The sequence below is a fragment of the Ralstonia sp. RRA genome, from assembly GCF_037023145.1.
Lineage (GTDB): Bacteria > Pseudomonadota > Gammaproteobacteria > Burkholderiales > Burkholderiaceae > Ralstonia.
The window spans coordinates 265604-288807 of the sequence record NZ_CP146094.1 but is presented as its reverse complement, the minus strand read 5'-3'; the positions used below and the strand labels follow the sequence as shown (position 1 = coordinate 288807).

At 63.2% G+C, this 23204-nt stretch carries 27 protein-coding genes and 4 pseudogenes; 17 read left to right on the top strand and 14 right to left on the bottom strand.

All coding sequences use genetic code 11. The features are described 5' to 3' along the window. Nucleotides 1-87 precede the first annotated feature (87 nt). The 6 genes and pseudogenes from V6657_RS30710 to tnpC all read left to right on the top strand — a co-directional run bounded on the left by V6657_RS30710 (nt 88) and on the right by tnpC (nt 6703). The gene (locus V6657_RS30710; RefSeq protein WP_039016764.1) at nt 88-345 is read left to right on the top strand and encodes a metal-sensing transcriptional repressor; all 258 of its coding nucleotides are present in this window, start codon (nt 88-90) and stop codon (nt 343-345) included. A gap of 9 nt (nt 346-354) precedes the next feature. Then, nucleotides 355-1540 (top strand): annotated as a pseudogene (locus V6657_RS30705) (MFS transporter). Between the two features lie 133 nt (nt 1541-1673). Continuing rightward, nucleotides 1674-2702, top strand: a complete 1029-nt coding sequence (locus V6657_RS30700; protein WP_021205762.1) for a cation diffusion facilitator family transporter — start codon at nt 1674-1676, stop codon at nt 2700-2702. 43 nt (nt 2703-2745) lie between these two features. Then, a complete protein-coding gene (locus V6657_RS30695) occupies nt 2746-3123 on the top strand; it encodes a metalloregulator ArsR/SmtB family transcription factor (protein ID WP_023110690.1) in 378 nt (125 codons plus the stop codon). Between the two features lie 254 nt (nt 3124-3377). Further along, nucleotides 3378-6376, top strand: a pseudogene (locus V6657_RS30690) (Tn3 family transposase). 36 nt (nt 6377-6412) lie between these two features. Beyond that, nucleotides 6413-6703, top strand: a complete 291-nt coding sequence (tnpC, locus tag V6657_RS30685) for a Tn3 family transposase post-transcriptional regulator TnpC (RefSeq protein ID WP_338755337.1) — start codon at nt 6413-6415, stop codon at nt 6701-6703. 165 nt (nt 6704-6868) lie between these two features. Here tnpC and V6657_RS30680 read toward each other — a convergent pair whose 3' ends face one another. From V6657_RS30680 to V6657_RS30660, 5 genes are read right to left on the bottom strand one after another with little or no spacing between them, the layout of a single operon-like run. Beyond that, on the bottom strand, nt 6869-8062 hold the full coding sequence (locus V6657_RS30680) for a tyrosine-type recombinase/integrase (protein WP_004637351.1): 1194 nt from the start codon (nt 8060-8062) through the stop codon (nt 6869-6871). Nucleotides 8063-8096: 34 nt separating this feature from the next. Continuing rightward, nucleotides 8097-8738, bottom strand: coding sequence for a hypothetical protein (locus tag V6657_RS30675; protein WP_004637349.1), 642 nt, complete (start codon nt 8736-8738; stop codon nt 8097-8099). A 14-nt stretch (nt 8739-8752) separates the two neighbouring features. Next, entirely contained in the window at nt 8753-9028 is a 276-nt protein-coding gene (locus V6657_RS30670) for a type II toxin-antitoxin system RelE/ParE family toxin (protein ID WP_004637348.1), read from the bottom strand. After that, the gene (locus V6657_RS30665; protein ID WP_004637345.1) at nt 9028-9291 is read right to left on the bottom strand and encodes a ribbon-helix-helix domain-containing protein; all 264 of its coding nucleotides are present in this window, start codon (nt 9289-9291) and stop codon (nt 9028-9030) included. The genes V6657_RS30670 and V6657_RS30665 overlap by 1 nt, the downstream gene beginning before the upstream one ends. 51 nt (nt 9292-9342) lie before the next feature. Next, complete coding sequence (locus V6657_RS30660; RefSeq protein WP_238563858.1) at nt 9343-10059, bottom strand: head GIN domain-containing protein; 717 nt, start codon at nt 10057-10059, stop codon at nt 9343-9345. Nucleotides 10060-10287: 228 nt separating this feature from the next. Between V6657_RS30660 and V6657_RS30655 the strand changes: the two genes are divergently transcribed. Beyond that, complete coding sequence (locus V6657_RS30655) at nt 10288-11325, top strand: DNA-binding protein (RefSeq protein WP_004637342.1); 1038 nt, start codon at nt 10288-10290, stop codon at nt 11323-11325. A 79-nt stretch (nt 11326-11404) separates the two neighbouring features. Further along, nucleotides 11405-12244, top strand: coding sequence for a LysR family transcriptional regulator (locus tag V6657_RS30650; RefSeq protein WP_240480110.1), 840 nt, complete (start codon nt 11405-11407; stop codon nt 12242-12244). A 183-nt stretch (nt 12245-12427) separates the two neighbouring features. Here V6657_RS30650 and V6657_RS30645 read toward each other — a convergent pair. The 3 genes and pseudogenes from V6657_RS30645 to V6657_RS30635 form a co-directional block, all read right to left on the bottom strand. Continuing rightward, nucleotides 12428-13028 (bottom strand): annotated as a pseudogene (locus V6657_RS30645) (uracil-DNA glycosylase family protein). A 73-nt stretch (nt 13029-13101) separates the two neighbouring features. Then, the gene (locus V6657_RS30640; protein ID WP_073665606.1) at nt 13102-13491 is read right to left on the bottom strand and encodes a cytochrome P460 family protein; all 390 of its coding nucleotides are present in this window, start codon (nt 13489-13491) and stop codon (nt 13102-13104) included. A 186-nt stretch (nt 13492-13677) separates the two neighbouring features. Continuing rightward, nucleotides 13678-14211 carry a carboxymuconolactone decarboxylase family protein gene (locus V6657_RS30635; protein ID WP_024542568.1) on the bottom strand — a complete coding sequence of 178 codons (534 nt, stop codon included), beginning with the start codon at nt 14209-14211 and terminating at the stop codon, nt 13678-13680. A 117-nt stretch (nt 14212-14328) separates the two neighbouring features. Between V6657_RS30635 and V6657_RS30630 the strand changes: the two genes are divergently transcribed. From V6657_RS30630 to V6657_RS30590, 9 genes are all read left to right on the top strand, one after another. Beyond that, nucleotides 14329-15171: an AraC family transcriptional regulator gene (locus V6657_RS30630; RefSeq protein WP_024542567.1), complete on the top strand. Its 843-nt coding sequence runs from the start codon at nt 14329-14331 to the stop codon at nt 15169-15171. A gap of 177 nt (nt 15172-15348) precedes the next feature. After that, nucleotides 15349-15639 (top strand): nucleotidyltransferase, encoded by a 291-nt coding sequence (locus tag V6657_RS30625; protein WP_001247892.1) that lies wholly within the window; start codon nt 15349-15351, stop codon nt 15637-15639. Continuing rightward, nucleotides 15636-16022 carry a DUF86 domain-containing protein gene (locus V6657_RS30620; RefSeq protein WP_003100872.1) on the top strand — a complete coding sequence of 129 codons (387 nt, stop codon included), beginning with the start codon at nt 15636-15638 and terminating at the stop codon, nt 16020-16022. The genes V6657_RS30625 and V6657_RS30620 overlap by 4 nt, the downstream gene beginning before the upstream one ends. Before the next feature lie 15 nt (nt 16023-16037). Further along, a complete protein-coding gene (locus V6657_RS30615; RefSeq protein WP_003154411.1) occupies nt 16038-16211 on the top strand; it encodes a hypothetical protein in 174 nt (57 codons plus the stop codon). A gap of 47 nt (nt 16212-16258) precedes the next feature. Next, on the top strand, nt 16259-16615 hold the full coding sequence (locus tag V6657_RS30610) for a cupin domain-containing protein (RefSeq protein WP_003465043.1): 357 nt from the start codon (nt 16259-16261) through the stop codon (nt 16613-16615). 254 nt (nt 16616-16869) lie between these two features. Continuing rightward, nucleotides 16870-17196, top strand: a complete 327-nt coding sequence (locus tag V6657_RS30605) for a hypothetical protein (protein WP_003100858.1) — start codon at nt 16870-16872, stop codon at nt 17194-17196. Beyond that, a complete protein-coding gene (locus V6657_RS30600; RefSeq protein WP_003100856.1) occupies nt 17193-17693 on the top strand; it encodes a hypothetical protein in 501 nt (166 codons plus the stop codon). The genes V6657_RS30605 and V6657_RS30600 overlap by 4 nt, the downstream gene beginning before the upstream one ends. After that, on the top strand, nt 17690-18061 hold the full coding sequence (locus tag V6657_RS30595; RefSeq protein WP_003100853.1) for a hypothetical protein: 372 nt from the start codon (nt 17690-17692) through the stop codon (nt 18059-18061). Before V6657_RS30600 ends, V6657_RS30595 begins: the two co-directional genes overlap by 4 nt. Then, nucleotides 18055-18612 carry a recombinase family protein gene (locus tag V6657_RS30590; protein WP_003100847.1) on the top strand — a complete coding sequence of 186 codons (558 nt, stop codon included), beginning with the start codon at nt 18055-18057 and terminating at the stop codon, nt 18610-18612. The genes V6657_RS30595 and V6657_RS30590 overlap by 7 nt, the downstream gene beginning before the upstream one ends. 32 nt (nt 18613-18644) lie before the next feature. Here the strand turns inward: V6657_RS30590 and V6657_RS30585 are convergent. From V6657_RS30585 to V6657_RS30560, 6 genes and pseudogenes are all read right to left on the bottom strand, one after another. Further along, a pseudogene (locus tag V6657_RS30585) lies at nt 18645-19532 on the bottom strand (YncE family protein); the annotation flags it as partial. 59 nt (nt 19533-19591) lie between these two features. Beyond that, a complete protein-coding gene (locus V6657_RS30580; protein WP_024542565.1) occupies nt 19592-20527 on the bottom strand; it encodes a DUF1259 domain-containing protein in 936 nt (311 codons plus the stop codon). A 43-nt stretch (nt 20528-20570) separates the two neighbouring features. Further along, a complete protein-coding gene (locus V6657_RS30575) occupies nt 20571-21839 on the bottom strand; it encodes an MFS transporter (protein ID WP_029769034.1) in 1269 nt (422 codons plus the stop codon). Further along, on the bottom strand, nt 21832-22137 hold the full coding sequence (locus V6657_RS30570) for a hypothetical protein (protein WP_024542609.1): 306 nt from the start codon (nt 22135-22137) through the stop codon (nt 21832-21834). Before V6657_RS30570 ends, V6657_RS30575 begins: the two co-directional genes overlap by 8 nt. A 16-nt stretch (nt 22138-22153) precedes the next feature. Further along, a complete protein-coding gene (locus V6657_RS30565; RefSeq protein WP_024542610.1) occupies nt 22154-22558 on the bottom strand; it encodes a hypothetical protein in 405 nt (134 codons plus the stop codon). An 18-nt stretch (nt 22559-22576) separates the two neighbouring features. Next, complete coding sequence (locus V6657_RS30560; protein ID WP_024542611.1) at nt 22577-23191, bottom strand: family 16 glycoside hydrolase; 615 nt, start codon at nt 23189-23191, stop codon at nt 22577-22579. Nucleotides 23192-23204 lie beyond the last annotated feature (13 nt).

Here is a 23204-nt window from a genome sequence, read left to right as displayed (position 1 = left end):
TCGAGAGGCGAGGTGGGGCTAATCCACTGCGCAAACAGCTATGCAGACTCCTTGAGCATATCCCCCAGGGGGGGATATGATTGCTGCATGAAAGAGATGCACAAGCACACCAGCCACCCAGATCTCGTGAAACGGCTCAAGCGCGCCGAGGGTCATCTGCGACACGTCATCGGGATGATCGAAGGAGAAGAAACCTGCCTGGACATCGCTCGCCAGCTCGCTGCGGTGGAGAGCGCCGTCACAGCGGCCAAGCGCGTCCTGATCCATGACCACATCGACCACTGCCTGTCTCATGATGAGGACTCCGTTCTGGCCGAAATGAAGGCACTAACCAAACTGCTCTGAGGTCTCTCGATGCTCTCCGTCCTAAAGAACCGCACCTACCGCCACCTGTTCACCGCGCAGGTGATCGCACTCGTCGGCACAGGCCTTCGCCGACCAGTTCCCGCGACGGTCATTACTCGTAGCGCTGGACCTGGTACGAGCGGTTGTCGCGATCTGTTTGCCATTTGTCACCGAGGTCTGGCAGATCTATCTGCTGATCTTTGTCCTGCAAGCGGCATCCGCCGGCTTCACGCCGACTTTCCAAGCCACTATCCCGGACATCCTTCCCGATGAAGAGGACTACACGAAGGCGCTGTCGCTGTCCCGGCTGGCCTATGACCTGGAAAGCCTGATTTCCCCGATGCTGGCTGCTGCGCTGCTGACCGTCATCAGCTTTCACAACCTGTTCGCGGGAACAGTGCTCGGTTTCCTCGTTTCAGCCGCGCTCGTGGTCAGCGTGCGGTTGCCCACAACTATTCCCGGACCGCGCCGCGGCATTTGGGATCGCACGACCCGCGGCACACGCATCTATCTCGCTACGCCACGCCTGCGGGGCCTGCTGGCGATCAGCTTGGCCGTCTCGGCGGCGGGCGCCATGGTGATCGTGAACACGGTGGTTCTCGTGAAGGCGCGCTTTGGCCTAGGCGAGGTCGAAGTGGCGTCGGCACTGGCGGCATTCGGAGGCGGTTCGATGGTGGCAGCCTTCGTTCTGCCATCCTTACTGGAAAAGGTGGCCGACCGAACCGCGATGCTCACCGGCGCTACCGTACTGGTCGTGGGCACGGGGATCGGCGCACTGCTGCCGAGCTATGCATTGTTGCTGCCGCTGTGGTTGATCATCGGCTTTGGCTACAGCGTGGCGCAAACGCCATCCGGCCGTCTTCTGCGCCGCTCGGCCCATGCCGAGGACCGTCCTGCGATCTTCGCGGCACACTTCGCGCTGTCGCACGCCTGTTGGCTCATCTGCTACCCACTTGCCGGCCGCTTCGGCGCGGTCATGGGCTTGCCATCGACCTTCATTGTCATGTCCCTGGTCGGCTTGGCCGGCGTGGCGCTGACGCTCTGGCTGTGGCCGGCCAGCGACCCTTCTGACGTGGCGCATGACCACCCCAGCTTGCCGCCGGATCACCCTCATTTACGCACACACGCAGACCAAGGCAGGCACCATCACCAGCTGATTCTGGATGACCTGCACCGTATCTGGCCGAAAGGATAGGCACATTTTCTCGTTGCGGCATCACAACGCATGGCTTCGGAGGCTGAGAAGGGTGAGCCAAAATATATCAAATGAACACATATTCATGTGTTATATTTCACCATAGTCAAACACTCAACCAGCAGAGGCGCCCATGTCCCAATCCAATGCACATGATCATGGTCACGACCATGATCACGACCACACCCCCACAGTGACCAGCGCCAACGAGCGCAAGGTTCTGGTTTCCTTCTTCCTGATCTTCGGCTTCATGCTCGTGGAAGCTGTCGGCGGCGTGCTGTCGGGCTCGCTAGCCCTACTTGCCGATGCTGGCCACATGCTGACCGACGCCGTGGCACTTGCCCTGGCTTACGCTGCCTTCCGATTCGGTCGCCGCGCAGCCGACAGCAAACGCACATTCGGTTACCTGCGCTTCGAGGTCATCGCCGGCTTCCTGAACGCCGTGACCCTGTTCGCGATCGTCGCATGGATCGCCTACGAGGCGTGGGAGCGGCTGCAGGCGCCGCCCGTCATCCTCGCCGGCCCGATGATGATCGTCGCCGTGCTCGGCTTACTGATCAACGTCCTCGTGCTGTGGATCATGACCCGCGGCGAAACCGATCACGTCAATGTGAAAGGTGCCATCCTCCACGTGATGGGTGACCTGCTCGGCTCTGTCGGCGCCATCGTTGCAGCGATCGTCATCTACTTCACCGGCTGGACTCCGATCGACCCCATCCTGTCGGTTCTAGTAGCGGCGTTGATTCTGCGCAGCGCCTGGAAGCTCCTGGCCAAGTCGATCCATATCCTGTTGGAGGGTGCGCCAGAGGACGCTTCGCCGGAAAAGGTGGAACAAGGCCTGATGAGCACTGTGCCCGGCCTGGCGGCTGTCAGCCATGTTCACGTGTGGCAACTCACTTCCGGTCGCACGATGGCCACGCTACACGTTCGACCCAACGTGGACGAGGAGGCGCGAGCTGTGGTCAAGCGCGTCGAGGCGGTGCTGCGAGAGCAGTTCAGCATCGAACACGCCACAGTCGGAATCGACTGGAACTCGGAGGCTGACGAGAACATCTGCAGCCTGCAACCCACGACAGGCCGTCAGGACCACAGCGGCCACGACCACAGTGAGCACAATCATGACCATGACCATGACCACTCCGCTCCCGGTCACAAGCATTGAGGCCGTGCTAGACGGTTCGCAGTTCACTTGAGGGTTTGAATCCATGACATCCCGCAAAACCACCAGCGCCGCTATTGTGCAATGTTCGACCTCTAACCATGGCACGACCACTGATGTCCTCGCACTATCGCAAAGTGACGTCGCTGTTCTGGCAGAGACCTTCCGCCTGCTGGGCGACCAATCGCGATTGAAAATCCTGTTGCTGTGCATGCGCGGATCGGTCGCAGTGGGCGACATTGCTGGCTCGCTAGACCTGTCGCAGTCCTTGGTCAGCCATCACCTGCGCCTGTTGCGCGGCGCGCGCCTCGTGCGCGGCGAGCGCCAAGCCAAGCACATCTTCTACGGCATTGCCGACCAGCACGTCAGCCAGGTACTCCAGGACATGGCGGTTCACATTTCGGAGGACAGACACGACGATTGACTGAACATGTGAGTGCGCGCCGGCCTACTCCTTCAAGGGGTAGGCTTTTTTTGGCTATCAATCTAGAGAGACACCGGCGCGCCTTGCTGAATGCCTAGAAGGGGTCATGCCAAGATAAGGCCAATTCGCTATCATAAGCCCGCCAGTTATGTAGAAGTTTGCATGCATGCCTCTTGGTTATAAAGAGCCTCTGGATTTCCGCCTTTGCCGTCGGCTAGACTGGCCGGCCCTTCAGCGATTGTGGAGATCCCTGTATGGCCACCGTCGAGCGCACTGCCTACCCGCGTTTCCCAAAGGTCTTCTCCACGAAAGAGCTGCAGGCCTGCTACACGCCGACCGCTGAGGAGTTGGACTGGGCAACCCGCTCGACCCGCGGCCAGAGTCCGCGCCTAGGTCTCTTGGTGCTGCTCAAGATCTTCCAGCAACTGCACTATTTCCCCTATCTTGATGCGATTCCCACCGCCGTAGTCGATCACGTGCGAGTTTGCGCGGGGTTGGACCCCGATACGCCGTTCGGTTACGACCGCAAAGTCTCTCCCACGCTGTTCCGGCATTACGTCGTCGTGCGGCAATTCCTCGGCGTGCAACCCTACATTGGCACCGACGCCAATGAGGTCACCATCCGCGCTGCACGTGAAGCGGCCGAGACGATGGATCAGCCGGTGGACATTATCAACGCGACTATTGATGCGCTGATCTTGCAGCAGGTTGAACTGCCTGCGTTCTCAACGCTCGACACCATCGTCGAGCAAATCCATGCCCGCACCCAAAACGCAATGTTCAGGCGGGTCGCACGCCGGCTCTCTGAAGAGGATCGGCAGCGCCTGGACAAGCTTCTCACGCGCGAATTCGCCAACCGGCAGACCGCCTACAACAACATCAAGCGACATGCCCGGCGGCCCTCGCGCAAACACCTGAACCTGCTGATCGAGCATCTGGAGTGGTTGGATTCTTTTGGCGACCTATCCGGCGTCCTGGAAGGCGTGCCTGCCACCAAGCTACGTTCGCTGGCCAACCAGGCCATGGGCCTGGACGCAGCCAACCTCAAGGAAACGCTGCCTGAGAAGCGCTATACGTTGATCGTGGCCTTGCTTGCTCACATGCGCGTGCGCAGTCGCGACGATCTCGCCGAAATGTTTATCCGGCGTATGGGCGCGATCCACAAGCGGGCCCAGGACGAACTGGAATACATCCAGTCTCGCCAGCGCGCCAAGCTCGAAGGCCTTGTCACCGTGCTGGACGGTGTCGTCGATATCGTCGCCGATGGCGGTGACGATGCCCGAATCGGCGCGCAGGTGCGCAAGCTGTTGGCTCCCAATGGCGACCTGGAGCCCCTGCGCGAGCGCTGCGCCGAAGTGCGGGCTTTCAGCGGCAACAACTATCTGCCGCTGTTGTGGCGGCACTTCCGCGCCCACCGTTCGGTGATGTTGCGCCTCGCCCGCGTGTTGGAGTGGGAGTCGACCAGCCAATCACGCACGTTGTTAGCCGGGCTGGAGGTCGCGCTGGAAAACGAATCACTGCACCGGGAGTGGATCGCTGCTGAAGTCGATCTCAGTTTTGCCTCCGAGCGCTGGCGCAAGCTGGTCCGGCGAGCGCACCACGAGGGTCCGCCCACCAACCGGCGCTACTTGGAGTTGTGCGTGCTGTCCCACATGGTCAACGAGTTGCGCTCGGGTGATCTGTGCGTGGTGGGGTCAGACGCCTTTGCCGACTACCGGGGCCACCTGTTGCCGTGGCGCGAGTGCGAGCGGCGCTTGCCAGAGTACTGCGCCAAGCTGGATCTGCCGGCCAACGCGCAGGAGTTCGTCGCGCACCTCAAGCAGTGGCTGGCCGACGCCGCGCAGACGCTGGACAAAAGTTTTCCGGACAAGCGCCAGCACGTCACCATCAGCGCTGACGGCGAACCCTTACTCAAGCGCACCGCTGCGCGCGAAACTCCGCCCTCGGCCGTTGCCTTGCAGCAGGCGCTGATCCGCCGCATGCCGACGCGCAACCTGCTCGACGTGCTGGCCAATATCGAGCACTGGACCCAGTTCACCCGGCACTTCGGGCCGCTCTCCGGCAACGATCCTAAGATCCGCAACGCCGCCGAACGCTATCTGCTGACGATCTTCGCGATGGGTTGCAATCTCGGACCCACTCAAGCTGCGCGCCATATGGGCGATCGCGTCACCCCCATATGATGTCGTTCGTCAACCGGCGGCACATGAGCCTGGAGAAGCTGGAGACCGCGCAGCGCGAGCTGATCGAGCTGTACCTGCGCCTGGATTTGCCTAAACACTGGGGCGACGGCAAAACGGTGGCCGCCGACGGTACCCAATACGACTTCTACGACAACAATCTGCTGGCCGGCTATCATTTTCGTTACCACAAGATGGGCGCCGTGGCTTACCGGCATGTGGCCGACAATTACATCGCGGTGTTTCGGCACTTCATCCCGCCTGGTGTGTGGGAAGCCATCTATGTCATCGAAGGGCTGCTCAAGGCCAACCTGAGCGTCGAGGCCGACACCGTGCACGCCGACACGCAGGGGCAGTCGGCGGCGGTCTTCGCTTTCACCCACTTGCTTGGCATCAATCTGATGCCCCGCATTCGCAACTGGAAGGAACTGGATCTGTACAAGCCCGATGCCGGCGTCAAATACAAGCACATCGATTCGTTGTTCTCGGCGGTGGTCGACTGGGATCTGATCGCTTTTCACTGGCAGGACCTGATGCAGGTGGCGCTGTCGATCCAGGCCGGCACCATCTCTTCGCCGCTGCTGCTGCGCAGATTGGGCTCGGAGAGCCGCAAGAACCGCCTCTACCTGGCCGCGCGAGAACTGGGCAACGTCGTGCGCACCGTGTACCTGCTCGAATGGGTCGGCAGTCGCGAGCTGCGCCAGGAAGTGACCGCCACCACCAACAAGATCGAGTCGTACAACGGCTTTGCGAAGTGGTTCTCGTTCGGTGGTGACGTGATCGCGGAAAACGAGCCCGAGGAGCAGCAGAAACGCCTGCGCTACAACGACCTGATCGCCTCGGCCGTGATCCTCCAGAACACCGCAGACCTGATGCAGGCCCTACGCACGATGGTCAGCGAGGGCATCAAAGTGAACGTCGCCGACATCGAATTCCTGAGTCCTTATCTGACCCACAACATCAAGCGCTTTGGTGACTACAAGCTGCACCTAGAGCGCGTACCGGAGGCCTGGATTCGCGATGGGTTGTTCGCGGGACCCGCCCGCGCTGTCCGCAGGGCTCGCCATGCCTGAGACCAAGACCCCTACGGGGATGTCGACAGCGAAGCATTGCAGGGGCTCCGGCAGTCGTTCGATACCCGCACCATTCTGCATGCGGTGGAGTTGCTCGATGGGATTCGAGCACGATGCGCGCCGGACGGGTTGCGCGACGATCTGCTGCGCCTGCACGGCATGGCTCATACCGTGATTAACGACGCGAGCCTAGCCTACAGCACGGATGGACCGACACTGGTTGAACAAGTCGACGCGGTGCTGATGGAGCTTGGCGACTGGCTCGCGGCACTGGAGCGGATGCGCCAATCATTGGAGCCACTGGAACACCTGAGCCCAGCCGACTAGCCGAGCCATTCGGCCCGAAAGCCAACGTAGAAGGCGTCGCCACGCTTCGTTGGCCAGCTCATGGTGGCGCCTTCGATGCGCTGGCTGCCATGGCGATTTGCCCGTTTTCGTGGGTGATGCCGGCAGCCGCCGCGCGTGGAGCATGCCATCGAGAATTGGGTACGCTCAGTTCCAGCCAAGCCGGTGGCTGGCTTGCGTTGCCTGGTGGCGTGCGTCATCTTCCGCGTGGAGGTAGACACTCGTCGTGGCGAGCGACGCATGGCCGAAGTTGTCACGCACGAAGCGCAGGTCCACCTGTTGGTCGGACATGTGCGAGCCGGCCGTGTGGCGCAGCCAGTGGGACGATGCGCTGGCGAGCACGTCAGCCTGCGCGCCAAACTCGGGACCCTGTGCACGCACGCGGTCGGCCGCGAGCTTGAACACCTCCTTGACGATCAGGTGAATCGCCGCGCGCGATAACGGCTTTTCCGGGCCGATCACGGGCAGCAGCAAAGGGCGTGTTTCGCCGATCTGCGGTGACGGCGGCAGGCCGCAGATGCGCCGATAGCGCGCCAGCTCCGCGATCAGTTCATCGGTGGCGGGCACCAGGCGCGTCTTGCCGCCTTTGCCGTGCACCTCGATCCACCAGCGCTCGACGCCCGCCGCGTCCCGGCGAGAGAACACGGCGCCCATGCGCGTGGAGGCGATTTCCGCTAAGCGCAGGCCGGCCAAATACAGCACGGAGAACAACCACCGGCAACGGGCCGCGTGCAGCCGGTCGCGTTCCGTCGCGACGGGCAGGGTTTCGATCGTGGCTTTGACGATGTCCCAATGCGCATGCGTGAGGTAGCGCGTCACGCGCGGGGCTGTCTTGGCGCTGCGACGGCGCGCGAGCGAGAGCGGATTCCCGGCGAGGTATCCGGCTTGCACCAGCCAGGCGAAGAGCGCGTTGAGGATCGTCATCGCATGCCGCACGCTCGTGGGCGACAGTGGACCGGCGAAGGGGCGCCAGTCGGGCGAGCTTCTCGCCAGCTTCTTGCGTGAGGCCATCACCCAACGCCAAGCTGGCTGCGGGTCGGCCAGGAAGCGCTCGTAGAGCAGCAGGTCCTCGTGGGTGAGTGAAGACAGCGGCTTGCCGTGCTGGAGAATCGCCCACAGTATCAGGCGTTCGGCTTCCTTGCGGTAGGTGGCGACCGTGCCGGGCACGCCGGCATAGCGGGCGAGCCACGCAGCCACGGCGGCCAGGTCGTCATCCGCCGTGATTTGGCGGCTCGCTTCGCGTGCGCGGTTGGCGCCGTGAAGGCCCGAGAGCGCTGGCGGGATGCGCAACTGCTCGATGGCCACCGCGGGACCGTTGAACGATGGAACGGGATGGGTCATCGATGCAGGGCCGCCGTCCTAGCGTGCGGGCGTTTCACCACTCGAAGTCCGGCCAGTCTTCGTCGCTGTCGACGAAGGCGGTGGGTGGGATGACATCGGGGCGCAACGTGATATCCGACTTGGCCAAGATCCCGTACATCGGGTCGAACGTCGCCATCACCTTGGGCAGCATCTTGAGGCGCTGTTTGGGCGGCAGTGCAATGAAGTACCGGCAGCGGCTATCGAGCACGCTGTCTAGGTGGACATAGGTGGCGCTCGCAGCGGACCGCGTGCGGTGGATGACTTCATCGGCCAACACCGGCGTGGCGGCGCGCACCGCCGATTCGACCACGTGCTCCAGCTCGAACATGATCGACTGGTCCAGCTTGTTGGTCGGGATGAAGGCCATGGCCTGGCGCAGCACCCCGACTTGCGTCAGGAGTACGGGCCACAGGACTTCGACGCCGTAGATACGGCAACGGTCGTCCTTGGTATCGCCGCGTTGGTCCACGCTGCGCTGCCCCGAATAGGCTTTGCGCACGTCGTACGCCAAGCCGAGCACGAAGCCTTCCTTGTCCTCGATGTAGACGCTTTCCTGCACGACGTAGTGGATGAAGCCGTGCAGGCGCTCCAGCGCCGCGAAATCCCACCACAATGCGACGCCGGCATGGTTCGGCGTCAGTCGGTACTCCAGCATGGTCTTGCTCCCTGTTATCGGTCTTCGCGGGTGTGCCACAGCCGCAGCAGGTAAATGCTCTCGCCCCGGATCTCGTAGCGCATTTCATACTGGCCGACGAGCATGCGCCGCACTTCGCGCGGTTCGAACTGGAACAGTTGCTCGCCCACGCGCGGGTTGGTCAGCAGGATTTCTGGCGCCTTGACCAAAGCCTGCACCGCGCGCGCGGCGGCCGGCCTGTTCACCGGCGCGAGAAACTCATACAGGCGCGTGAGGTCTTCCTGCGCCTTGCTGGTCCACTGCAGTTCCATCAGCGCGGCACCGGCTCACCGGCACCCAGGCTGTCCGCCCAGGCCTGCACGGCCTGGTGGCCAATGACGCGGCCGGCGTCCACGTCGGCCAGCGCCTCGCGGGTGAGGCGGTCGCGCTCCTCTTCCTGGGCGATCCAGGCCGACAGTGCCTGTTTCATGATCCAGCCGCGCGAGCGTTCGAGGCGGTCGGCCAACTGGTCCACCTTCTCGGCCAGCGGCACTGGGACATGTGCGGTCAATACGCGGGTTTCGGCTTTGGACATGGCGTCCTCCTGAAATCGGGTCAATGCAGCGGAGTGCTGGGCCTGCCGCCGTCAACGAAACTTGATCGTGCCGGAGCCAGCCACGTGGTCGTCCCAGCGCAGCGGGTTGCCCCGCACGACGATGTCACCCGAGCCGGCCACGCGGGCGCGCACCTCGGTCCGCACGAAGGCGTCAATGTCGCCGGAACCCGCCACCGACAGGTCGGCCGACTCGGCGATCAGCGCACTGGCATCGACATCGCCAGAGCCCACGACCTGCACGTGCAAGCGGGCGACGTGGCCGCTGGCGGTGATATCGCCCGAACCCGGGATTTCCAGGTCCAAGGCGTCTTGCTGCAGATCGAGCAAGGTGACATCGCCGCTGCCCTTGATCTTGATCGCCGGGAACTCGGGCAGCGCGATGCCGACCACCGCGCGCGGCTGGTGCAGGGAAATGGCCGGCCCGGTGGGCTTGCCGTTCACGATGTCGCCCAAGACCACCGAGCCGACCGTGCCGTGGAAGGTCATGTGGCTGCTGCCGAAGCGGATCGACACGCCTTCGCGCTCGATCACCAGTTTGTCGCCTTTGTAGGCGGTCCGGACCGAGGTCACCGCATCCGCCGTTTCGCCGGCAACGACCAGCGTTGGCGTGTCCGCGCGCCGGAACACCATGTCGACCGAGCCTTTGACGACGATCTTGCGGATCGGCTGCAGGGGACGCTCCTCCTTGAAGGCGGCTTCAAGGCGATCCCAGCCGGTACCGGTGGAGGGCATATCGGAGAGATTCATGAGGTTCGGCGTCATCCAATCATGTCGATTAGAAACCAATCATAGTGATTCAACGTAGGACAATCAACCGCCTGCGAGGTCACCTCGGGCGAGGCGTATTGTGCGGGGCCAGTGCGCAGTATAGTCTAGACAGAAGCGTACTTATGTCTCAAGTTTGTACTTGAAATTATGAAATCACGCGGTTTACGGCATATTATTGACTCATTCGAACTGAAATCCAGGCCCGTCATGACGCTTGACCCCGCATCCACCGCCGAAGACCAAGCGCTGCAGGCCGATATCGCGGCGCTGCGCGGCCGTTTCACCGAGACGCGGGAGCTGTACCGCGAAGTCTGCGCGCTGCTGTTTTTCCGCTATGGCGTCACACCGACGGCCAACAAGCTCTACAGTCTGGTGCGCAAGGGCAGCATGAGCACACCTTCCCACGTGCTGAACCGGTTCTGGCAGGACCTGCGCGACAAAACACGGGTGACGATCGACCACCCAGATCTCCCCGAGGCCTTGAAGCAGGTTGCCGCCGAGGCAGTGTTGGCCATCTGGCAAGCGGCCTCGTCCGCGGCGGCCACCGAACTGGCCGCACTGCGGGCCGAAGCGCGCCACCAGGCGCACGCCGCCGAAGCCGCGCGCGACCAAGCCACTGCGGAAAGCGAAACCGCGCGACAAGCGACCGCGGTCATTCAGGCACAGCTGGACTCGGTGCGCGGGCAGCTTGCCGCGCTTCAAGAAATGCTGTCTGCTGAGCGCCAGGGCCACGCAGCAACCGAAGCGCGTCTGCAGGAGACCCGCCGGCAGTTGGACGAGGCGGCACAGCAGCTCACACAGGCTCGGGTTGAATTTGGCGCGCAGCTCGATCGTGAGCGGGCCCGCGCGGATGCAGCAGAAGAGCGTGCCGCCAGCCACGAGAAACGTGCGTTGCGCGAGATCGACCAGGAGCGCACCGCCCGTCAGAAAAGCGACAAGCTGGCCGATGAGCTACGTGCGCAGGTTGTGGCCGCGCGTACCGCGATGCAAGAAAGCGCCGTGACACATGCCAATGCGATCGGCACGTTGCGCATGGAACTGGGCGCAGTGCGGCAGCAGGCGGAGGGAGCCGCCACGCGGCAGCGTGAAACGGCCGAAGAACTGGTGCAGACCCAGTCGTTGCTGGAGGAGGCGCTACGGCGGGCTGAGCGCGCCGAAACCGAAGCGGAAACAACGCGCCGGCTGGTGAGCGAGTTGAAGAAGGCAACACCAGGACGCGTTGGCCAGCGGACGAAAGCGCCGTGATCCTTAATTACTGAAACGTATGATTCGCGCCGCCTTCATTACTTGAAGGCTTATGATAGCGAACTGGCCTCATCTTGGCATGACCCCGGGTTCGTTTGCCGAGGCGGCCCGTGTGCTGCACCTCGCGCCACCCACGGTCAGTTTGCATATTGCCGACCTGGAGTCGCGGGTTGGCGGAAAGCTGTTGTCGCGCACACGTGGGCGCATTCAGCCTTCGGCGATTGGAGAAACGCTGGTGGAGCGCGCGCGGCGCCTGTTGGCGGATGCGGAGCAGGCGCTTGAGGACGTGGAGCGTCAGGTGCAGGGCTTGGCCGGGCGTGTGCGGCTGGGTGCCTCCACAGGGGCCATCGCACAGTTGATGCCGCAAGCTTTGGAGACGTTGGGCCAACGCCATCCCGCTATCGATGTGCAGGTCGCGGTGCTCACGTCGCAGGAAACTTTGAAGAAGCTTGCCGAGGGCTCTTTGGAGATCGGTCTGGTCGCGCTGCCACAGACCCCGGTGAAGGAATTGCGGATCGAGCCATGGCGGCGGGACCCGGTCATGGCCTTCTTGCCGGCTCGCTGGGAATGCCCGGATGTTGTGACCCCCGGTTGGCTGGCCGCCCAGCCATTAATTCTGAATGACAAAACTACTCGGCTTTCGCGCTTGACCTCGGAGTGGTTCGCCAGTGATGGACGGCAGCCCACGCCGCGTATTCAACTGAACTACAACGATGCGATCAAAAGCCTAGTGGCGGCCGGTTATGGTGCGACGTTGTTGCCGCATGAAGCCTCCACGCCATTGCCCGATACCAGGATCGTCATGCGGCCATTACAGCCCTTATTGTGGCGTCAACTTGGTATTGCCCACCGTGGTGGGGACGTCGAGCGGCCTACGCAACATGTGCTGGATGTGTTGTGGGGGTTGAGTGCGGGCTAGGGCGATGTTGTCAGAGAAAGGACCGCTTTCGACCCGGTCATACGGTGATTGAGGTCCCAGGCGTCAGCTACCGCACCTGAAGCCGTCGTTCATCGCTCCAAAGCCGGTGCCTGTCTCCGTTCGCCCAGGCCAGGGTGTCGTAGTACTTGTGCAGCAGCTCGGTAATGGCGGCGGTGTCGTCGGTCATGGGGTTTCCTTGGGGTTGGCGGTGAGGACTGCCTGGACGCGTGCTTGCAGCGCGGGCAGCACGTCTTGTTGGAACCAGGGGTTGCGCACCAGCCAGCGATTGTTGCGCGGGCTAGGGTGAGGCAGGGGGAACGCTTGCGGCCAGTGCTCGCGCCAGGCTTCGACCACCCGGGTGAGCGGCGTCTTGCCAGTACCGAGGTGGTAGTCCATGGCGTAGCTGCCCAGCACGATGACCAGCGACAGGCGCTCGAAACGCTGCATGAAGGCTTCGCGCCAGGCGGGGGGCGCACTCCGGGCGTAGCGGCAGGTCACCGCTTTTGCCGGTGCCCGGATAACAGAAGCCCATGGGCAGAATGGCGATGCGGGTAGGGTCGTAGAAGGTGTCGCGGTCCACGCCCAGCCAGGCGCGCAGACGCGCGCCGCTGGCGTCGTCGAAGGGCACGCCTGAGGCATGGACCCGGGCCCCCGGTGCTTGGCCGGCGATGAGGATGGGCGCACTCGGGTGAAACTGGAAGACCGGCTGCACGCCGTGTGGCAGATGCGGTGCGCAGCGCGTGCAGGCGCGGACGTCGGTCAGAAAGGCGTCGAGTGTCGGCATGGCGCGCTTCCGGAAAGGGTGGCTCGCGCAGGACGGAGGTGCCATCCTGCGCGAAGCGTAACCCGGCAGCAAGTCAGTGCTGGGTCAGTGTCGGATAGCCCTGGATGAATACGCGGTCGGTCTTGGCCGCCGGCACATGGCAGCCCATGCAGTCGGCTTCGTAGCTGACGGCGACATTCTTGGCGGGGGCGTCGGCCTTGAACAGCGCCCAGCCCCAGCCGTCGCCCCACAAGGGGTTGCTGGCGAAACGGCCTTTGGCGTCCTTGACCATCACGAACCACACGGCCGCATCGGAACCCCAGACCACAGGGTTGCCAGTGGTCATGGCGCTGGTTTCGAGCTTGCGGATCTCTTTCACCAGCGTGGCGCCGTCCAAGAACTTGCCGGTCTTGCGGTAGTGCTCGGCCGAGGCCTTTTCGGTGTACACATCGTGCAGGCCGCGAGAGGCGGATTTTTCGTCCAACACCGCATATGAGCCCAGGTGGACGAAGTTTGTGCGGAAGTCTGTGGGGCGGCTGATGCCGCCCTGGCTGTCCACATAGGGCGAAAAGTCGCCGGCCGTGACGGCCAGTGGCAGGACGAGGGCGCTGGCGAGCAGAGCGCCGGTGAGTGCGATTTTCGTTGTGTTCTCCTTATATGCCTATGGAGATCAGACGGCGACCACGGGGAAATCCACCGTGGTGTCGGCGATGTGGTTGGTGTAGTTGGTGAGCGTGTTCAGCGCGATGTTGGCGATCACTTCCAGTATCAGGCCGTCGTCGAGCCCCGCGCGGCGGTAGTTGGCCATGGCGTCGGCCGACACCACGCCGCGTTGCTCGACCAGCGCGCGGGCAAAGCCGGCAATTGCATCGTCAAGTGCGTTGGCCGCCTGGCCGGTGCGGGCCGCGGCGATGGCCTCTGCCGACAGTCCGGCACCTTTGCCGATCAGGGTGTGTGCGCTCAGGCAGTACTGGCAGCGATTGGCTTGACCGGCAGCCAGCGCAACGATCTCGCGCTGGGTGGCACTCAGGCGGCCGGTGCCCAGCGTTTCGGACAGGCCGAGGTAGCCGTTGAGCGCTGCCGGCGCGTGGGCCAGCGTGGCGAGCAGGTTCGGCACCATGCCGAGCTTGGCTTTGACGGCCTTGAGTGTGGCAGCGGTAGCGGCGTCAGCGGTGTCGATGGTCAGGGGGGCGATTTGGGTCATGTCTATCTCCGTAGTGGGTGAGGTGCAAGAGCAAGTGGGCATGATCGCCCTTTGTTTGGTACGATATGGCACGTAAAGTATCAAATACGTAACCTATCGTCTTATATGGAGAGTGGAATGGCGGATCGACTGGCCGGCTTGCTCCGGCACTACTCGCTTTCGGCGCGCGTTTTTCACAGCGGCGCCTTCTGTGAGCAGCATCATTACGCGGCGCCGCATGGCTATATCCATCTGGTGCGGCGCGGCCCGATTACGGCGCGTTCGCCCGTGCATGAAGATCTGCTGGTTACCGAGCCGAGCCTGCTGTTTTATCCGCGCGTGGCGTCGCATCGTTTTGTCGCCGCCCCCGGCGATACCGCTGAGCTGTTGTGTGCGGAGGTCGATCTGGGCGCTTCGACGGGCAATCCGTTGGCCATGGCCTTGCCGTCGATGCTGCTGATTCCGCTGGCGGACTTGCCCGGCCTCGGGCCGACGCTAGAGCTGCTGTTTGCCGAAGCCGAGCGCGACCAGTGCGGTCGGCAGGCCGCCATCGACCGCTTGTGCGAGTTGCTACTGATCCAGTTGCTGCGTTATCTGATGGATGGGCGGCTTGGCGCCACCGGACTGCTGGCGGGACTGGCCGACCCGAAACTCGCGCGCGCCATAACCGCCATGCACGATGCGCCGCAGACCGCGTGGTCGCTCGAGGCGCTGGCGGCGCAGGCGGGCATGTCACGCGCGCGCTTCGCCGCCGCGTTCAAAGACGCGGTGGGCGTCACGCCGGGCGACTATCTGGCCGACTGGCGGATGAACGTCAGTTGCACCCTGCTCAAGCAGGGGCGTCCGGTGGCGGTGGTGGCCGACCGCGTCGGCTACGGCAGCCCGAACGCGTTGGCGCGCGCCTTCCGCGTGCGCATGGGCTGCGCCCCGCGCGACTGGCTGGCGCAGCAGCGCGGTGACGCGTCGCTCAGCGGTTCGTGAGTTTGAGGTCGATTCGCCGGTTCTTGGCGTAGGCGGCGTCGGTGTTGCGCTCGTCGAGCGGGTGAAATTCACAGGCGCGGCACGGGAATCAAGGCATTGCGATTCTCGAAAATAGTTCTTGAAATTCTATTCTTGATTGCATATCATCTCAACGAGTTTCGATAAGAAAGGATGCGCATGCGACCGTCTGTTGTGCTTGACATGAAGCGAAGCGCAGTGCGTGAAGCGGTAGGCCGCTTTCGCGCCGCGAACCCGCGCGTCTTCGGCTCGGTGCTGCATGGCACCGACCGGGATGGCAGCGACCTCGACCTGTTGGTCGATGCGCTGCCCGGTGCCACGTTGTTGGACTTGGGCGATTTGGAAGAAGAACTGAAATCGCTGCTCGGCGTTGACGTCGATCTGCTGACTCCCGGCGACCTGCCGCCGAAGTTCCGGGCCAAGGTGCTCGCGGAGGCGCAACCGATATGAGCGAGAACCGCCTGCCCGATTACCTCGACCACATTCAGCAGGCCGCAACCGATGCGCGCAGCTTCGTGGAAGGGATGGCCAAGGACGACTTCTTGGCCGACAAGCGCACCCAGCAGGCCGTCATCATGAGCCTGATCGTCATCGGCGAGGCGGCCACAAAGGTGATGGATGGCTACGTCGAGTTCACCCAGGCGCATGCCGACGTGCCGTGGCGCAGCATGCGCAATATGCGTAATCGCATGGCTCACGGCTATTTCGACATCAACCTCGATGTGGTGTGGGAGACGGTACAGGAATGGCTGCCGGCGTTGCTCCAGCAATTGCCCGCCGTGCGTCAGGATGCCGACGATGAAGACCGTAACGACAAAGGCATGGAGCCATGACCAATCAAGCCGCCGATGTTCGGCCCCTCTGGCGTGTTCGATCCCGCGACCTATGAGCCGCGCTCGGGCAAGACCTTCTGGATGGCCGCAACGGACGTGAGTTCGCTGGTGGGCAAGGAGGCAGCAGCCGACACGCTCATCGGCAACTGCACGACCGCACGACCAGCCTCCCGTTCAAATTCGAGTTAGAACTCATATCCAGCCTGTCTGGGGGCACTGTGAAAGAGGGATCTCCGATGACTGTTGAATCGAGAATATTTTCTGTAGCCGAGTATGTTCAGCCGTCCGAAGGCGAGCCTATTCGTTCCGTTGTGCTTGAAACCCGAGACTCAATTATCGTGGTTTGGCATGTCCATCCCGGGCAGGAAATTGCGGCTCACATTCATCCTCACGGCCAAGACACGTGGACTGTTTTGTCGGGAATGGCTGATTACTTTCAGGGCAATGGGATTGTTCGTGCCCTCAGGGAAGGTGAGATAGCCGTGGCAAGACCGGGCCAAGTGCACGGGGCGCGAAATACAGGTACCGAGCCATTTGTGTTCGTCTCGGTTGTGGCATCAGCCAATGCCGGTTTCGTATTGGCTGAGCGATAGAGCCCAATCTCTGGAGTTGGTCCAATGAGCGGTCGGGGAGATAGGTAACAGACATGCAGCGGACACGGCTGCTAAACCAGGTCGCAAACCTCCTTGCGTCGCAGCGTGCCGCAAGCGACGCGATCAATCGAATGGGGTCGGCATGAGACTGAACACCATCCAGTTCCCGACCGCGTAGCCGCCTGTCCTGCCGATCAGGTCTTGACCATCGACGCCTGGGATCAGTCCTGAATGTTCTTGGAGACCACTACGTTATGAGCCGCAGCCGCCGCAAAACACCCATCGTCGGGCACACGACCTGCGGCAGCGAGCGCGAGGACAAGAAGCTCTGGCATCAGCGCTGGCGCACCCGTGAGCGCACGGCGCTGACCAGCGCGTCGCCCGAAGCCCTGAGCGCCCATCTGCCCCTGCTGGAAAACCAGGCCAGCAGCGTCTGGTCGATGGGCAAGGATGGCCGCTCCTACTGGCCCGTCAAGCGCCAGGCCGCCACGGCGGATCGCATCGCCAATCACAAGGGACGCAACCCGCAAGAACGCGCCTCCCTGAAAAAGCGCCTGCTGCGCAAGTGGATGAGCAAATGAAGCTCTCCTTCCATCAGCACATTGCGCTGTTCTGGATGATCGGTGCTCCGGGCGTCTTCGCGCCCGTGATCGAGAACGCCAAGCGGCCCGATGCCGGCGCCGTCATGGCGTGGGGTGTCGCGATCGTGGCGGTGATGATCCTCTTCACCCCTTTGCTGCTGCGCTGTCCACCATTCCGGCGCTGGTATGGCCGGACGGATGCGCTGTCGGAGCGGCAGCGCCAGGCGCTTGCCGAGCGCGGCCTGCGCCGCTACTACCAGACCGCTTTCGATGACGGCTACGTGCCCCGCGTGATGCCCTACGTGTGGCGCATCATCTGGACGGTCGGCGGGTTGATGGCTGTGACCGCCGTACTGCCTACCAACACCGGACGGCCAGCCTTCGATGCCTTGGTGGTCTTCTCGACCTGGTATCCGATAGGCGTGATGCTGCTGGTTTTCGCGTCGAGGCCCCTTGGCCGGTTGATTCGCCAAAGAGCACAGGAGCGGCGGAAATGAGCACGTCAACCATCGAGGCGCTGGCCAGCGCCTGGGCAAGGATTGCCGAGGAAGCGGAATTCCCCGCTGACTACGAGGGGACTGCCACACCACAAGCGCATCGGGCTAGCGAAGCTATTCAGGAGCAGATTCGGGAGCGCATCGTCGCCACCAACGACATGCGGCTGTTCAGCCTGCTGCACCTGCTGGGTCAGGCGTCGCTGCGCATGGAGCAAGCGCTGTGGCCGGAGGATTACGAGCGGATGACGCGCGAGGTTGAGGAAGCCCTGCGGCAAGCCACCGACGCCAACGCCAGATCGTACACCCACGAAGAAGTGATGCAGGCGATGCAGGAACGCATCGACCGGGCGCGAGACAAGCCATGTTGATTGGCTATGCGCGCGTCTCGACGCAGGATCAGAACCTGGAGCTGCAACGCGAAGCCTTGAGCAAGGCCGGATGTAAAAAGGTCTTCGAGGACAAGGTGAGTGGCACGCGGGCAGACCGGCCTGGCTTGGCCAAGACGCTCGAAATGCTGCGCGAAGGCGATACTTTGGTCGTCTGGAAGCTCGACCGGCTGGGCCGGTCGGTCAAGCAACTGGTCGATCTGGTCGGCGATCTGCACAAGCACGGTGTCCAGTTCAGGAGCCTCACCGACTCCATCGACACCGGCACACCATCCGGGCGGTTCTTCTTCCACGTCATGGCGAGCCTTGCCGAAATGGAGCGCGAGCTGACCGTCGAGCGCACCCGCGCCGGGCTGGAAGTCGCCAAGCAGCTCGGCCGCAAAGGCGGCCGCAAGCCGAAGATGACCGACAGCAAGATCGAGTCGGCCAAGAAGCTGCTGGCCAGCGGGGTGCCGCCCAAGGACGTGGCCAAGAACCTCGGCGTGTCCATTCCGACGCTGTACCGCTGGGTGCCAGCCTCCACGCACGCTTAGCGTGCTTTATTTTCCGTTTTCTGAGACGACCCCTTAAAGATCGTCAAGACGCCGGATTCGCTAGCGACATACAACCATCCGAGCGCCGCGTCGTAGGCCACGACGTCGGGCGTCTGTCCAACCCCGAAGCTTGCAACCACCTGTCTGGTGTTCAGGCTCAACACCAGCAAGCGACTGTCGCCCTCGCACGCGATAAACGCCAGTCGCAGCTTGGGCACGATCAGCAGCCCATGGTTTCCTTCGGCACCGGGCAATGGGATGCGATCCACGACTTGATCGGTGCGCGGGTCGATCTCGGCCAAGATCCCCCGTCCCTGGACGTTGACGAGGATGTGCTTCGAAACCGGGTCATACTGCGTGTTCCCAACGGCGCCGCCCAGCGCGATCGTCGTTATTCGCTGGCTGGTGCGGGCATCAATTACCGTTTCCGTGTTACCGGTCTCATCGGAAACATACAGCTTGCCGAGTTCCGGGGCGTAGGCGACGCCGTCAGGATAGATGCCTCCCGGAATACGGGCGACGATTCTCAGCGTCGCGGCGTCGATTGCCACGATTTCGTCGGTCCCCGTCGCGGAGGCATACACACGGTCGAGCTCCGGAACGGCCAACGTGCCATGGACATGACGGATGTTGCTGATCGTGGCCAGCACCCCTTTGGTTTTGGTGTCCACGACAACCACCGCGCTATCCCCGAGGTGGGCGACAAACAGCCGCGACCTGGTCGGGTCCAAGCTGAGGTAGTCCCAGCGCGTCGTGGCGCCAGGTAACGGATAGTCGCCCACATGTCGCAACGGCAGTGTCCCGGCCGGCCTTTGCGTTGCCGCACTGACGGTAAGTGCCAAACCGAGTGCGAGGGTGGCAAGTGCGAGTACGCACCTGAATGACGTGCAGCCTTCGAGTATCGGCGATCGGGTGTGCATGGCTCTCAAAGTTTTGAGGACCGCAGACAAGCGCGGGGACCGGACATGCTGGCCCGCGCTCACCGCATCACTGATTTGTGCACGCTGGCCTGCGCGTCCAGGGCTTTCTTCACGCCCTTTGCCAGGTCGACCGCTTTGCCCTTGCCCCAGTAGTGCAGGAACATGTAGCGCGGCTGCTCGTGCGTCATGTGCTGGTGAATGGCCACGATGTTGATGCCATCGGCCCGCATCGACTTCAGCACGGGCTGCAGCTCGTCTTCGCGCATCGCGAAGTCACCATCCACCACGGCCTCGTCATCGGTGCCGGCAAACGCGGCCCAGGTGTTCAGCCCCATTTCATTGCCGAAGGACACACCGTGCATGGTGCCCTTGGCACCGATCACGACCTTGAACATGCCATTGCTGGCTTGCCCCTTCGTCCCAAAAATGGCGTCCAAGGGCGCCGGCGTGATCTTGTTCTCGCTGGCGATCTTGCCGGGAAACGCCGTCCCGGGAGCTGGGTTCGCCGCACGAATCTCGGCGATTTTGTCGTAGACCTTCTTTACGCCAGCGGCGAGTTCGGCCGGGTCGCCCATGCCGCCGATATGCATGAAATACACCCGAGGCCGGTCGAAGAAGAAGTGGTTGTGCAGTGCCGTGACCTCCAGCCCGGCGTCGAGTGCCGCGCTCATGGCCGGGTTCACCTCATCCTCGAAGAGCACGGTGTCGCCCATCAGCATGGCGTGGCCGTCATGGGCTGGCGTGAACGCCGCCCAGGAGGTCAGTCCCATGAAGGGCGGCATGGCCACGCCGTCCACTTGGATGGGGACATCGTTGCGCGGCTTCGACACCTTGAAGACGTTCTCCCGCTCGGAGAAGCTGCCCTTCAGGCCGGTGACCTGTTCGATGCGAGCGGTATCCAGGGCGGCTCGCTGCGCGGGCGACGCCGCGTGGGCGATGGCACAGACGCTGACGGTTGCAGCCAGGGCAAGAGCAATCGGTGTTCGCAAAGCCATTTCATACTCCAAGGGTTGGGGGGGGGACGGGGAAACGCCTCGGTCAGTTGAGCGGTTCGACGCGCCGAAATCCGCGCAGGATGGCGAGGTCGTAGACAATTTTCAGGACGCCGCAGGCCACCAACGGTGCGCCAATCCAGCCGGCGGCGAGCATCGCGCTGGCCAGTGTCGGGCTGATGGCAGCGGCCAGGCTTCTGGGAACCGAGGTCAGGCTTGCCGCGGCGGTGCGCTCGGGCGGCGTCACCACCGCCATCACGTAGGCCGTTCGGGTCGGCACATCCATTTGGGAGAGCGCGCTGCGCACGAGCAGCAGCCCCAGGGTCAAGGCCAGCGACGGCGCGAACGCCGCCGCGATCAGGCAGAGGCTGGACGGGATATGCGTGAACACCATCGTGTTGAGCAAGCCGATCTTGCGCGCGAGGGGCACGGCGACGAGCTGGGACGCCGTCGTCAGCAGCCCCGCAAAGAAGAAGAACTGGCCTGCGGCCCCGGGCGAAAGGCCAAAACGCTGCATCAGCCACAGCGATAGCAGTGCGTTGACCACCAGGCCGCCCGCAAACGCATCCACGCTGAAAAGCAGCGCCAGCCGGATCACGATGCCGCGCGAAGGCCCCAGTGGAGTTGCAGCCCCGCCTGATTGCGGCTGATGCAGAGGCAGACGCGCATAGAGCACCCAGAGTGCGACACCGATCAATGCGTAGACGAAGAACATCGCTCGCATCGCCGCCAGGAAAGACAGGCCGCTATGCGTAGCGAGCCAGCCAGGCAGGGCTGCGGCCAAGGCACCGATGGCGGCGGAAAACGCCCCGATCAGGCTGTAGCGGGCGAAGAGCGCGGTACGGGCATCGGGCAAAGCCGATTCCGCCAGACGCGCCTGCTCCAGCGGGAGGAACACACTGACATCGCCTGAACTGGGGTTGAGCGTGCCGACAAAGGCGATGGCCAGCAGCGGCCAGAGATCGGAGAGCCCGGCAAAGCCCACGCCGGTCGCCGCCATCAAGGCGGCCGCCAGCATCAGGAGGCGGCGCGGCGCAAAGCGACTGCCGAGCATGCCGACCAGAATCGTTGCCAGCGCCGAGCCGATCAGCGTGGCGCTGCTAACGAGCCCGACGGCCCACTGGGTGAGCCCGAGCGCCAGCAGGTATGCCGGCAACAGCACGGCGATGTAGCCGTCGCAAAAACCGCGCAGTGCCCGGCCGACAAGGATGAACCAGGCACCTGCATCAACGCCCGACGGCAGAAGCCAGCGTGTGAGCCGGCCCCGGGTGGCGGCCACGGCAGATGCCAGGCCGTGATGTACAGCCTCAGTCATCGTCTTCGTCGGCGATTTGCTGACCGTCTTGGCCGATGAGCACGGTGGACTTGTCGCTTCCACTGCCGAGCGTGACCTCGTAGCGGACCCGGCCGTTCTGCGTCTGCTTCTCGATTTCGCCGATCGCCCGCCCGCCCGCCTGCCGATCAATCGTCGCTTTGACTGGCGCCGGGACTTGCGCAATACCGACGACCTCGCTGCTGCGCTCGCCAAACGGGTTCTTCTTGCAGCCGGCGATCGCGAAGGCTAATGAACAGGCGAGAACGATTGCAGCGAGCTGCTGGGCGTCATTCGACATGGTGGGCTCCGATACGTCATCTGTTGACCAAATCCCCCTGCGCAAAGCCGTTTCCATTGCGCCGATATTCGATTGCGTGGCCATGGCGCCAGACTTCGAAGCAATCCTCGGCCTGGGGCTTGCCCTTGCCGTTGGAATCGGCAATGCACAACTCGCCGCCCCGCACGCGCCAGCGGCCGCCTAGGACCTGTCCGTGCATGACGGATTCGACCGTGCCGTCGGGCTTGAACTTGTCCGACCAGTGGGTGCCATCAGTGATGGTCTTGCCAACGATCGCCTTCTTGAGTTCAGCACCGCTCAGGTGCTTGAAACCTTCATCGGCCAGCACCGAAGTGGTGGTACATAGCATCGCGATTCCAGCCCAGACAATTGCGCATGGCAACCGGCCTTTGGTCCCGCCCACTTCCGACTTGAAATTCACTTCTTTCTCCTCTCTGTATTACTTCGCGGTGGTGCCGTACGAGAACGCGTCGAACAGGGTCACGCTGTCGGCCTTGGTCCAGACCCCAACCGCGCCGGTACCGCGGATGTGATCGTCCGTCACGTCGATGTAGCGCTTGCCATCCAGCGATACCTGAATGCGATCGCCCGCGAATTCCACCCGCAACGTATGCCAGGCCTGCGCGGCAACCGGCGCATCCTGGTAGCGAAGCGTGTGCCGGTGACCACCCGTCGTGTAGTACAGCGAGACGTTGTTCTCCAGCGCGTTCGCGCGCGCGACGTAGTAATCGTTGCCGTCCTTCCAGCGCCAGACGACGCCCCCGGCCTGATCTTCATGACCAGCGACAGGCTTGAACTTCACCTCGACGAACCCGTCGGCGACGGCGGTACCCTGTTTCACGCACCACGGGAAATCGCCGGAGCCAGACTGCTTGAGCACGTTGGTGCCGGCAGCGTCCGCCTCAACGGTCCATCTGGGCGTGCCGTGGCCGGTGACGCCAGCCACCCATCCCGCAGGCAATGCGCCAGGCTTGTCCTGGGTGAACAGGATCGTTTCTCCTGTCGCCGGCATGGCCAACAACAGCAGCCAAGGCATCAGCAGGGTCCGCTTCATCGCTCGTCTCCTT